8 protein-coding genes are annotated in these 12,525 nt (G+C 69.5%); 4 read left to right on the forward strand and 4 right to left on the reverse strand.

The annotated features are described in order from the left end of the window. The first annotated feature begins 83 nt into the window (after positions 1-83). Positions 84-2,132: an APC family permease gene (locus PUT80_RS13935; protein ID WP_134666449.1), complete on the forward strand. Its 2,049-nt coding sequence runs from the start codon at positions 84-86 to the stop codon at positions 2,130-2,132. After that, the gene (locus tag PUT80_RS13940) at positions 2,129-3,319 is read left to right on the forward strand and encodes a class I SAM-dependent RNA methyltransferase (RefSeq protein ID WP_275292182.1); all 1,191 of its coding nucleotides are present in this window, start codon (positions 2,129-2,131) and stop codon (positions 3,317-3,319) included. The genes PUT80_RS13935 and PUT80_RS13940 overlap by 4 nt, the downstream gene beginning before the upstream one ends. Before the next feature lie 694 nt (positions 3,320-4,013). On the opposite strand, the gene PUT80_RS13945 is transcribed toward PUT80_RS13940, so the two are convergent. The 3 genes from PUT80_RS13945 to PUT80_RS13955 are packed head-to-tail and all read right to left on the reverse strand — an operon-like array spanning position 4,014 to position 8,591. Continuing rightward, positions 4,014-5,567, reverse strand: a complete 1,554-nt coding sequence (locus PUT80_RS13945) for a GMC family oxidoreductase N-terminal domain-containing protein (protein ID WP_275292183.1) — start codon at positions 5,565-5,567, stop codon at positions 4,014-4,016. After that, positions 5,564-7,090, reverse strand: coding sequence for an amino acid permease (locus PUT80_RS13950; RefSeq protein WP_037819112.1), 1,527 nt, complete (start codon positions 7,088-7,090; stop codon positions 5,564-5,566). Before PUT80_RS13950 ends, PUT80_RS13945 begins: the two co-directional genes overlap by 4 nt. A 31-nt stretch (positions 7,091-7,121) precedes the next feature. Continuing rightward, complete coding sequence (locus tag PUT80_RS13955) at positions 7,122-8,591, reverse strand: aldehyde dehydrogenase family protein (protein ID WP_134666443.1); 1,470 nt, start codon at positions 8,589-8,591, stop codon at positions 7,122-7,124. Positions 8,592-8,800: 209 nt separating this feature from the next. On the opposite strand from PUT80_RS13955, the gene dxs reads away from it, so the two are divergent. Beyond that, the gene (dxs, locus tag PUT80_RS13960; RefSeq protein ID WP_275292184.1) at positions 8,801-10,717 is read left to right on the forward strand and encodes a 1-deoxy-D-xylulose-5-phosphate synthase; all 1,917 of its coding nucleotides are present in this window, start codon (positions 8,801-8,803) and stop codon (positions 10,715-10,717) included. A 334-nt stretch (positions 10,718-11,051) separates the two neighbouring features. Here dxs and PUT80_RS13965 read toward each other — a convergent pair whose 3' ends face one another. Continuing rightward, positions 11,052-11,684, reverse strand: a complete 633-nt coding sequence (locus PUT80_RS13965; RefSeq protein WP_275292185.1) for a hypothetical protein — start codon at positions 11,682-11,684, stop codon at positions 11,052-11,054. A gap of 166 nt (positions 11,685-11,850) precedes the next feature. Between PUT80_RS13965 and PUT80_RS13970 the strand changes: the two genes are divergently transcribed. Continuing rightward, on the forward strand, positions 11,851-12,477 hold the full coding sequence (locus tag PUT80_RS13970; RefSeq protein ID WP_275292186.1) for a cupin domain-containing protein: 627 nt from the start codon (positions 11,851-11,853) through the stop codon (positions 12,475-12,477). Positions 12,478-12,525 lie beyond the last annotated feature (48 nt).

Genomic DNA, 12,525 nt, shown 5'->3' on the forward strand with positions numbered 1-12,525 from the left:
GCAGGGTGCGGATGACCCGTCGGTGGGTACCCTCGGACACCAGCGCCGAACCTACCTTGCGGCGACCCGGTTACGCTCTCGTGGTGTCGAAGTTCCCGACAGTGCTGAAGCGACTGGTCCTAGGGCGCCCGTTCCGCAGCGACCGTCTCGCCCACACGTTGTTGCCCAAGCGCATCGCGCTGCCCATTTTCGCCTCCGACGCGCTGTCCAGCGTGGCCTACGCGCCGGAGGAGATCTTCCTGACGCTGAGCGTCGCGGGCCTGTCCGCGTACGCCTTCGCGCCGTGGATCGGGGTCGCGGTCGCGCTGGTCATGCTCGTCGTCGTGGCGTCGTACCGGCAGAACGTCCACGCGTACCCGAGCGGCGGCGGCGATTACGAGGTCGCGACGACCAACCTCGGCGGGAAGTTCGGCCTGACGGTGGCGAGCGCGCTGCTGGTCGACTACGTGCTGACCGTCGCGGTGTCCACTTCGTCCGGCGTCGCGAACATCGGCTCGGCGATTCCGTGGGTGGCCAACCACAAAGTGCTCGCCTCGGTCGTGATCGTGGCCGTGCTGACCGCGCTGAATCTGCGCGGAGTGCGCGAATCCGGCAAAGCGTTCGCCATTCCGACTTACGGGTTCATCGCCGGCATCCTGCTGATGGTCGTCTGGGGGCTCTTCCAGACCGTCACCGGCACCGAGATGCGCGCCGAGAGCGCGGGTTTCACGCTGCACGAGGAAGGCAACTGGGCGGGCATCGCCTTCGTCTTCCTGATCCTGCGGTCGTTCTCCTCCGGCGCGGCGGCGCTGACCGGGGTCGAGGCGATCAGCAACGGCGTGCCCGCGTTCCGCAAGCCGAAGTCGAAGAACGCGGCCACCACGCTGCTGCTGATGGGCGTGCTGGCGGTGACGATGCTCGTCGGCATCATCACGCTGGCGATCGTCACGAAGGTGAACTTCGCCGAGGACCCGGCGCGGCAGCTGGCCGGCGCGCCTCCCGGCTACGAGCAGAAGACGATCGTCGCGCAGATCGCGCACGCGGTGTTCGCCGACTTCCCGCCCGCGTTCTACTACATCTCGTTCTCCACCGGCATCATCCTGCTGCTGGCCGCGAACACCGCGTTCAACGGCTTCCCGGTGCTCGGCTCGATCCTCGCCCAGGACCGCTACCTGCCGCGGCAGCTGCACACCCGCGGCGACCGGCTGGCGTTCTCCAACGGCATCCTGTTCCTCTCGATTTTCGCGCTCGTGCTGATCATCGCGTTCGACGCCGAGGTCACCCGGCTGATCCAGCTGTACATCGTGGGCGTGTTCGTGTCGTTCACGGTCAGCCAGGCGGGCATGATCCGGCACTGGAACCGGTTGCTGGCCAAGGAAACCGACGCGGCGGCGCGGCGGCGGATGCGCCGTTCGCAGACGGTGAACGCGATCGGCCTCACCATGACCGGCACCGTGCTGGTGATCGTGCTGATCACCAAGTTCCTGCTCGGCGCGTGGATCGCGATCGCCGCGATGGTGGCGATTTTCGCGTTGATGACCGCGATCCGGAAGCACTACGACCGGGTGTCCGAGGAACTCAAGGACATGGGCGACGCGCCGACCGTGCTGCCCTCGCGCAACCACGCGATCGTCCTGGTGTCCAAACTGCACCGGCCGACGCTGCGCGCGCTGGCGTACGCGAAGGCGATGCGCCCGGACGTGCTCGAGGCGGTGACGGTCAATGTGGACGACGCCGACACCCGCGCGCTCACCCACGAGTGGGAAGCGCACAAGTTCAAGGTACCGTTGAAGGTCGTCGAATCCCCGTACCGGGAAATCACGAAGCCGGTGCTGGATTACGTGAAGAGGGTCCGCGGCGCCAATCCGCGCGACGTCGTGACGGTGTTCATCCCGGAGTACGTCGTGGGGCACTGGTGGGAGCAGGTGCTGCACAACCAGAGTGCGTTGCGGCTCAAGGGAAGGCTGCTGTTCCAGCCCGGCGTGGTCGTGGCGAGCGTGCCGTGGCAGCTGGAGTCGTCGCAGAAGGCGGTGGCGCGGCTGCGCAAGGCCCGCCCGTCCGCCGGTGACGTCCGGCGCGGCTTCACGCCGACGACGCCGCGTCCCCCGGACGCCCCGAAGCCAGCCCCTGCGACAAAGGAATCATCAGAATGACCGAGAGCTGGCTAGGCCGGATCCTGGAACTGGAAGTCGGCCCAGTCGCGCACGGCGGGCACTGTGTGTCGCGTGTGGACGGACGAGTGCTGTTCGTGCGGCACGCGCTGCCCGGCGAACGCGTCCGGGCCGAAGTGACCGAGGACAAGGGCGGCTCGTTCTGCCGCGCCGACGCGATCGAGGTGCTGAGCGGGTCCGAGCACCGGGTGACGCCGCCGTGCCCGCTCGCCGCTCCCGGCGGTTGCGGAGGCTGCGACTGGCAGCACGCCGAACCGGCCTACCAGCGGGAACTGAAGGCCGCGGTGGTGGCCGAACAGCTGCAACGGCTCGCCGGGATCACCCGCGACGTGGTCGTGGAACCGCTCGAAGGCGGCCCGCTCGGCTGGCGCAGCCGGGTCCGCCTCGTCGCCGGACGCGACGGCCAGGCCGGGTTGCGCGCGCACCACAGCCACCGCGTCGTCCCGATCGACGACTGCCCGATCGCCGTGCCGGGCTCGCTCGACACCGCGCTGAGCAAGCGCTGGCGGCCGGGCACCGAACTGGAAGTCACCAGCGACGCAGAGAACCACCTCCACCTGCGCGAACTCGCCACCGTGCGCGGGCGGACGCAAGGCAAGCAGTTGTCCGGCGGCATGGCGATCCAGCACGCGGCCGGCCGCGACTGGCGGCTCGACGCGCACGGCTTCTGGCAGGTCCACCCGCAGGCGGCGGACACACTCGCGGAACTCGTGCGGGAGTGGGCGGACGCGCCACGCGGCGGGGTCGCCTGGGACCTGTACGCCGGGGTCGGCCTGTTCGCCTCGGTGCTAGCCGACCAGGTCGGCCCGGACGGCCAGGTGCTGGCCATCGAATCCGGCCGGCGCGCGGTCTCCGACGGCGAGCGCAACCTCGCCGACCTGCCGCAGGTGAGCTGGCGTTCCGGACGCGTGGAACACCTCATCGGAGACGCCCCGACGCCGGTCGACGTCGTGGTCCTAGACCCGCCGCGCAAGGGCGCCGGCCGAGCGGTCGTCAACGCGATCGCCGAGGGCGAACCGGACCGGATCGTCTACGTGGCATGCGACCCGGCGGCTCTCGCGCGGGATGTGCAGTTCTTCTCGGAACACGGGTATTCGCTGACGGATCTGCGGGCTTTTGACGCTTTCCCGATGACGCATCACGTGGAGTGCGTGGCGCTGCTGCAGTGACTTTTATTGCGCCCGTTGGACATCTCCCGCCACGGCGAGTCCTGCCGGTCCGCGTGATCACGAGGTAGCGCAGGAGGATTCCCGCTACCGCGATGCCGGTCAAAGTGGTGAACGCCAGCAGTTCGCCTTAGCGTCGGCGGAGGGTCAGGATCGTCAGCGCGAACGCTCCGATGCAGGCCAGCCGGAGGTCGGGTTCGACGGTGCCCCCGGCGGATAGTGCGCGGTCGGTAGAGCAAGCCCGACACCGCCGACCGCAGCGATCGCCCCGGCCTACGCGAGCGCCTGGATTTCCTGCCATGCAAGGAAGTCCACGTTGCTGGGACGTGGTTTCGCCCAGCCTGGTCTCCCTCGCGAGGCCAGATGCGGACGGGCCTGACTCGGCGTTCGGCAGCTTTCTGCCTTCGATTTCGCTGCTGTGCAACGGAATCCGCGTTTAGTGCGGTGCCGGGCGAAGGTGACTGTTGGTAACGATTCGGTTACTCGAGAACCTCAGCGCTCTCGCTGGCGACTGACCTGATGTGCATCGGAAAAGGTGCGCTCCGGCAGTCGCCGGAAGACGAGGCGAGGAGTGGACATGATTCTGCGCGCGATGCTGGCAGCGGCACGTGCTCTGGTGACTGGCCGTCGGACCAGTCCGGCAAACCGGGGCGAGCGGGTGGTGGGGCCCGATCGGACACCGCCACCCGCCGAGAGGTCAGCCCCGGTCTTCCTTCAGCATGTCCGCGCACTTCTCGCCGATCGCCATCGTCGTGATGCACGGGTTCACTGTCACGAGGAACGGCATCACCGAGGCGTCGGCCACCCGCAGGCCCTCGACTCCGCGGACCCGCAGCCGCTCGTCCAGCACCGCCTCGGGGTCGCCGTCCGCGCCCATCCGGGCCGTGCACGCCGGGTGGTACACGGTGTTGTGCGTCTTGCGCAGGTAGTCGGCGATCTCGTCGTCGGTCGTGCAGTCGCGGCCCGGCGCGAGTTCCACGCCCGCCCATTCGTCGAGCGCGGGCTGCGCGGCGATCTCGCGGGCGAGCTTCACGCCGTAGGTCATCACGCGCATGTCGTACTCGTCGGTGAAGTACCGCGGGTCGACGCGGGGCTTGTCGCGGAAGTCGCGCGTGCGCAGCCGGACCGTGCCCCGCGAGCGGCTGCGCGTCACGTTCGGCGTGAGGCAGAAGCCGTTCTCCGTCGTCGGGTAGCCGTGCCGGACGGTGTTCATGTCGAAGGGCACCGAACCGTAGTGGAACATCAGGTCCGGGCGGTCCAGGCCCTCCTCGGTCATGGTGAAGATGCCGATTTCCCACCACTGCGTGGATTCGGTGACCATCGGCTGCAGGGCGTCCCACATCACCAGGCCCTCGGGGTGGTCCTCGAGGTTCGAGCCGACGCCCGGCGAGTCCACGAGCACCTCGACGCCGACCTCGCGCAGGTGGTCGGCGGGCCCGATGCCGGACAGCATCAGCAGTTTCGGCGTGTCGATCGCGCCGGAGCTGACCACGACCTCACGGCGCGCGGTGATCGTGCTGTGGTGGATGAGGTCCGCGTCCAGCACCTCGACGCCGGTGCAGCGGCGGCCGTTGAACAGGAGACGTTTCGCGCGGGCGCCGGTGCGGATTTCCAGGTTCGGCCGCTTGCCCATGATCGGGTGCAGATAGGACACCGACGCCGAAGACCGGGTGCCGTCCTCGCGGGCGTTGATCTGGAACCAGTTCGCGCCGTGGGTGACGGTTTTGCCGGAGTTGAACTCCGTCGTCGGGATGCCCGCCTGGGCGCACGCCGACAGCAGGGCCGCGCCCGCCGGGTCGTTCGGCGGGACCGACCGGATGGTGACCGGGCCGGAGCGGCCGTGATGGTCGCCGGGGCCGTCGTTGGTCTCGAGCCGCTGGTACAGCGGGAAAACGTCGGCGGCCGACCAGCCGGGCAGGCCCATCGAGGACCATTCGTCGAGGTCCTCGGCCGGGGCCCAGAATGCGATGCACGAGTTGTGCGACGAGCAGCCGCCGAGCACCTTCGCGCGGGCCTGGCGCAGGTAGGAGTTGCCCGCCTCCTGCGGTTCCACCAGGTAGTCCCAGTCGTACCCGGATTCCAGCAGGCCCATCCAGCGGGTCAGCTCCAGCACCTCCGGCACGTCCGTGTCGGACGGCCCCGCCTCGAGGAGGCAGACGGTCACGTCCGGATCCTCGGACAGCCGGGCGGCCACCACCGATCCGGCCGTTCCGCCGCCGACCACCACGTAGTCGAACTCGCTTGCGCTCACCGGGAAACCTCCTCATCGGGCGCCGGGGCGGCGGCGTGGTCCGCCAGCACCCCGACCTTGTGCCGTTGCACGAACCAGTAGTAGGCGAAGCCGCCGGCCGCGAAGACGCCGACGAACAGCACCGAAATCCACTTCAGATACCAGTGGAAGGGCGGGGAAGCGTTGTAGATCTCGTTGCGGGGCCAGGCAAGGTTGACCGTCATCGCGCCGCCCCACAGCACCGCGAGCACGTTCACCGGGAGACCCCAGCGGCCGAGGGAGAACCGGCCGGCCGGGGTGCCCTCGCGCGGCCACCGCCCGCGCAGCCTGCGGATCAGCATCGGCACAGTCACGAGGAGGTAGGACAGGTAGATCAGGATGATGGCGAGGCTGGTCACGGCCGAGAAGATCTGCGTGGAGTTGATGTTCAGCACCAGCAGGGCGACCGCGAGCACGCCGATCACGATCGCGGGCAGCACCGGGGTGCCGGTCTTCTTGTTGACCCGCGCCAGTTTCCGGCCGCCGGGCAGCGCGTTGTCCCGTGCCATCGCGAACGCGATCCGGATCGCCGCGGTGTGCACCGCCAGCACGCACACGGTGATCGCGATGAACACGACGAACAGGAACACGCGTCCGATCGCCGGGCCGAGCGCGTCGGTGAGCACGTACTGCAGGCCGACCGTGCCGAGTTCCGGTGCGTTGATGTTGCCGACCGCCATGAGCGCGAACAGGATGATCAGCCCGCCCAGCACGAAGGAGGCGACCAGCGCGCGCAGGATCGCCTTCGGCGCGTTGCGGTGCGGGTTCAGCGATTCCTCGCCGAGCGAGGCGGCGGTGTCGAAGCCGTACATCACATACGAGGAGGCGATGCCGGCGATCAGGAACGCGCCGAGGTAGCCCGACGAATGCCCGGCCTCGGTGCCGTTCGTCTGGGTCACCACCGACGGGCCGCGCACGAAATGGAAGGCGAGGAACACCACCAGCAGCACCGCGAACAGCAGCTCGACGAACACGCCCGCGCTGTTGATCCGGGCCATCAGCTTCACGCCGAACGCGTTCACCAGCGTGGTGAACACGATCAGCACAGTGGCCAGCAGCACGCCGTTGGCCGCGTCGCTGGTGCCCGTGCCGTCGCCGATGAACTGGAAGAACGACGTGATCTGCGGCAGCGTCCGCTGGTAGGCGAGCGCGGTCGCGGAGATCGAGACGATCGAGGCCAGCAGCATCATCCAGCCGGCCATCCACGCGATGTGCGGGTTGCTGAGCTTCTTCGCCCAGTTGTAGACCGACCCGGCGACCGGGTACTGCGCGGCCAGTTCGGCGAAGCAGAGAGCCACCATCAGCTGCCCGACGAACACCGCGGGCCAGGACCACCAGTAGGCCGGTCCGCCCTCGGACAGGCCGAGGTAGGACAGCTGGAACACCCCGGTCAGCACCGAGATGTAGCTGATGCCGGCAGCGAAGGTGTGGAAACTGCCGAGCGTTCTCTTGAGCTGGTTGGTGTAGCCGAATTCGCCGAGTTCGCGGTCGCCGGTGTCGCTCAAGGGCACGGTCCTTTCGGTGGGGGAGGGGGGATCAGCCGGAGAACCAGTGCTGGGGGCCGGGCTTCAGGTTCTGGTGGATGTGCTTGACCTCGGTGTACTCGGCCAGGCCGGTCGGGCCGAGCTCGCGGCCGAAGCCGGACTGCTTGTAGCCGCCCCATTCGGCCTGCGGCAGGTACGGGTGGTAGTCGTTGATCCACACCGTGCCGTGGCGGAGCCGGTTCGCCACGCGCTGGGCGCGGGCCGCGTCCTGGGTGAACACGCCGCCGGCCAGGCCGTAGTGGGTGTCGTTGGCGATGCGGACCGCGTCGTCCTCGTCGGTGAACGTCTCCACGGTCAGCACCGGGCCGAAGGACTCCTCGACCACCGCGGTGCTGCCCTGCTGGACGTTGTCGAGGATCGTCGGCAGGTAGTAGAAGCCGTCCTGCAGCGCCGGGTCGTCCGGACGCTTGCCGCCGGTGCGCAGGACAGCGCCCTCCTCGATGGCGGTGGCGACGTAGCGCTCCACCTTCTCGCGGTGCGCGGCGGAGATGAGCGGCCCGGTCTCGGCGTTCTCGTCGAACGGTCCGCCGAGGCGGATCCGCTCCGCGCGGCGCACCAGCTCGTCGACGAATTTGTCGTGCCATTCCTGCTGGATGATCAGCCGCGCACCGGCCGAGCAGACTTGCCCGGAGTGCAAGAACACCGCGGTCAGCGCGTAGTCGACGGCGGTCTCGAAGTCCGCGTCGGCGAACACGACGTTCGGGTTCTTGCCGCCGAGTTCGAGCGCGACCTTCTTCACCGTCGCCGCCGCGTTCGCCGCGATCACCCGTCCGGTGGCCAGGCCGCCGGTGAACGACACGAGGTCGACGTCCGGGTGCTCCGACAGCGGCGCGCCGGCCGACGGACCCGCGCCGAGCACGAGGTTCGCGACCCCGCCGGGCAGCCCCGCCTCGGCGAGCAGCCGCATGAACAGGATCGAGGTGTGCGGCGTCAGCTCGCTCGGCTTGAGCACGAACGTGTTGCCCGCGGCCAGGGCCGGGGCGATCTTCCACACCGTCTGCAGCAGCGGGTAGTTCCACGGGGTGATGAGGCCGCAGACGCCGACCGGTTCGTGCACGATCCGGCTGAACGAGTCCGCGCTGCCGGTGTCCACCACCCGGCCCGCGTCGTTGCCCGCGAGCTTGCCGAAATAGCGCAGGCAAGCCGCGATATCGCTCATGTCGTAGCGGCTCTCCACCAGGCGTTTGCCGGTGTCGAGCGATTCGGCGCGGGCGAATTCCTCGGCGTCGCGGTCGAGCAGGTCGGCCGCGCGCAGCAGCAGGTTGCCGCGCTCGCCCGCCGGGGTCGACGGCCAGGGTCCGGTGTCGAACGCCCGGCGAGCCGCGGCGATGGCGGCCTCCGTGTCCTCCGCGGTCGCTTCGGCGACCTCGGCGACCAGGCTGCCGTCCGCGGGGCACCGGATCTCGCGCCGCCCTCCCGCACGCGCGTCCACCCATTCGCCGCCGATGTACAAGTCCGCCATGGGGTCCTCTCGAGCTCGGGGGTCCGTCCGGGATTATCACGGCCACGCGGGGTGACCGCGACTTGACTGACCGGCCTCGTGATCTTCCCCGCTCGTGGAGTTGCGTTTCCGCCGGAGCTGTGATCCGAGACGCGGGCGGCCGGACCGAGGTGGCGGCCGTCCGTAGACTGGCCGGAACCGGCGGAGGAAGAGACGGACGGGGTGGAGCGGTGACCATGCTGGACTCGGTGCACGGACCGGCGGACCTGAAGCGCATGAGCGTCGAGGACCTCGGGGAGCTGGCGGCCGAGATCAGGGACTTCCTCGTGGACAAGGTCCGCCGCAGCGGCGGGCACCTCGGTCCCAACCTGGGCGTCGTCGAGCTGACGCTGGCGCTGCACCGCGTGTTCGACTCGCCGCGCGACGCGATCGTGTGGGACGTCGGGCACCAGGCGTACGTGCACAAAATCGTCACCGGGCGGCACGGCGACTTCGACAAGCTGCGCCAGCAGGGCGGGCCCACCGGGTACCCGTGCCGCGGCGAAAGCGAGCACGACCTGGTGGAGAACAGCCACGCGTCCGCCGCGCTGTCCTATGTGGACGGCATGGCGAAGGCGTTCGAGCTGTCCGGCGGCCCGCGCAGGCACGCGATCGCGGTGGTCGGCGACGGCGCGCTCACCGGCGGCATGTGCTGGGAAGCGCTCAACAACATCGCCGGGCGCAAGGACCGCCCGGTCGTGATCGTGGTCAACGACAACGGCCGGTCGTACTCGCCGACCATCGGCGGGATGGCCGACCACCTGGCCTCGCTGCGGCTGCAGCCGGGCTACGAGCGGCTGCTGGACGGCGGACGCGAACTGCTGCGCAGCACCCCCGTGGTGGGCAAGCCGATCTACGCGGCGTTGCACGCGGCTAAGGCGGGCATTAAGGATGCGTTGAGCCCGCAGGTGATGTTCTCCGACCTCGGCCTGAAGTACCTGGGCCCGGTCGACGGCCACGATCTGGTCGCGCTGGAGAAGGCGTTCCAGAGCGCGCGGGCGTTCGGCGGTTCGGTGATCGTGCACGTGGTCACCGAGAAGGGCCACGGCTACGCGCCCGCGGTGAACCACCAGGCCGACCAGATGCACCAGACCGACCCGATCGACCCGGAGACCGGCCTGCCGCCGGTGAAGGGCCCGAGCTGGACCGGCGTGTTCGGCGACGAGCTGGCGAAGATCGGCGAGGAGCGCGAGGACGTCGTGGCGATCACCGCCGCGATGCTGCGCTCGACCGGGCTGGAGAAGTTCTCCGAGCGCTTCCCGGACCGCTGGTTCGACGTCGGCATCGCCGAACAGCACGCGGTGACGTCCGCGGCGGGCCTCGCGATGGGCGGCTGCCACCCGGTCGTCGCGCTGTACTCGACGTTCCTGAACCGGGCGTTCGACCAGGTCCTGATGGACGTCGCGCTGCACCGCCAGCCGGTGACGTTCGTGCTGGACCGCGCGGGCATCACCGGCCCGGACGGCCCGAGCCACCACGGCATGTGGGACCTGTCGCTGCTGGGCATGGTGCCGGGCATGCGGGTGGCCGCGCCGCGCGACCCGGGAACGCTGCGCGAGGAACTGCGCGAAGCGGTCGCGGTCCAGGACGGCCCGACCGCGCTGCGGTTCTCGAAGGGCAGCGTCGGCCCGGACGTGCCCGCGGTGGAACGCATCGGCACGGTCGACCTGCTGCGCCGCCCCTCGGGTTCGACGGACGTGCTGCTGGTCGCGGTGGGTCCGTTCGCGCAGCTGGCCCTGTCGGCCGCGGACCGCTTGGCGGACCAGGGCATCGGCGTGACGGTCGCCGACCCGCGCTGGGTGGTCCCGGTGCCCGCGGAGCTGGTCGCGCTGGCCGAGCAGCACAAACTCGTGGTGACAGTCGAGGACAGCGGCCGTCATGGCGGCTTCGGCTCGGCCTTGGCGGCGGTGCTGCGCGACGCCGAGCGCGACGTCCCGCTGCGTGACCTCGCGGTGCCGCAGGCGTTCCACGACCACGGAACCCGCGCGGAGGTGCTGGACCGGATCGGCCTGACCGCCCAGGACGTGGCGCGGCGGATCACGGAGTGGGCGTCGGGTCGGCTGGGTGCCGATGTGGAGGAGACCGCGGGAGAGAAGCCGCGCGCCTGAGCGGAGTGGGCTCCGGGGCGGCTGGCTGCTGGCTTGGCGGGAGCGCGGAGGTAGGGCGCGCTTGAGCAAAGCGGGCTTCGGGTCGGCACTGGCTCGGAGGGACCGCGGGAGACAAGCGCGCCTGAACGGAGTGGGGCCGGAGTCGGCAATGGTGCCGACTTGCCGGGAGTGGCGGGGAGAAGCTGCGCGTCTGAGCGGAGTGGCTCGCGTCGGCTGGCTGCTGAAATGGCGGGAACGCGAGGGACAAGCCGCGAGCCCGAGCGCAGGGGGGCAGGAGCGAAAGAAGTCCCGCGTTTGAACGGCGGGTCCCCGGAGCAGGAACCCGCCGCGCTCATTACTCAGCAGCAGCGACCGGGACCTCGGCAGCGAAGGTCTGGTCGATGTCCGGGATCCAGTAGCAAATCTCGAGCGTCTTGATCCGAGACATGTGCCAGACCTTCCGGCTGCTGCCCAGAGCCCCGGCCGCGCCGAGCAGCGAAAGCGCGGCGGCTCCGGCGGCGATCACCCGGTGCGGCCCCGTCGCGGTCTGGACGAGTGCGACCACCGCGGCCAGCGCGAACGCGAACGCGATGTTGCGCAGCATCACCGACTGCGCGCGCATCCGGACGATTTCTCCCGCCGCGTCCTTGTCGTGCAGTTCAGCCGCGGCGACGAGCAGCGCCGGGTTGGACTGGACGTAAGCGCGGTCGCGTGCCTGCGGGACCTGGGCGACGAACTCCTGCCGCGCGGCCTCCGCGTCCCGGCGGGGGCGGAGCCGCTCCAGTTGTGCGGCCAGGGGGTGGAAGAGGTGTCCGAGCAAGTAACTGGCTACGACGGCGCCGGCGACCAGCAGCGCGCCCGGCGCGGACGTCAGTGCGGCGACGTGCAGCACGCCCAGTCGGTCGAGTACGTAGACCAGCAGCGACAACTGGACCGCTCCGGGCACGGCGAAGCTGAACAAGTCGAAGATGCCGACTGCGAACGTCACGAATCGCCTCCAGGACCGGGGTTTCCGGGATCCTCCCACAACTGTCCCGCGCGGGTACCGTGTTTGGTCATCGCTGCGCGCGATAGCTGTGATCCGCGCTGGGCCCTTTCCGTTTTCCGCGTTCCCGGAAGAATCAGGGGAGCAGGTTATGGGAAAGGTGGAGAGAATGTCGGAAATCAGCAGGCGTGGCGCGCTCGGGGCAGGTGCCGGAATCGCCGCGGCGACCGCGCTCGGGGCGAGTGGGACCGCGCGGGCGAGCACGGAGAAACCAGCGGAACCGACGTACGTTTTCCCGCTCGCCAAATCCGCGCCTGCCGTCCACGACGGCGGGACGTTGCGCGGGGCTCACGAGAAGAACTTCCCGGTATTGGCAGGTCAGCGGGGTTCGGTGTATCTGGTGCATCTCGACCCCGGCGGCGTGCGCGAGCCGCATTGGCATCCGTCCGCGTGGGAGTTGAACTACATCATTTCCGGCAGGGCGGACTGGAGCATTCTCGGGACGCACGAGGACGGCAGTTACCACAATGCGGTTTTCAGTGCGGGAGCCGGGGAACTCGTCTTCGCGCCACAGGGGTTCTTTCATTATTTCGCTAATTCCAGCAACACTGAAGGTCTGGATGTGCTCGTCATGTTCAACACCAGCACCGGCGAGCCGAACGACGACATCGGCATCGTCGGGACGCTGAACTCGCTGCCGCGCGAGATCCTCGCCGCCTCGTTCGGGGTTCCGGTGTCCGCGTTCGCCGCGGTGCCGAAGGATCTCAAGCCGGTGGTGATCACCCGTCGCCGGTAGTGGCAGTGGACACACCTGGTGCACGGTCGCACACCGAGAGTCGTACTC

Source organism: Amycolatopsis sp. La24 (assembly GCF_029087445.1).
GTDB lineage: Bacteria > Actinomycetota > Actinomycetes > Mycobacteriales > Pseudonocardiaceae > Amycolatopsis > Amycolatopsis nivea.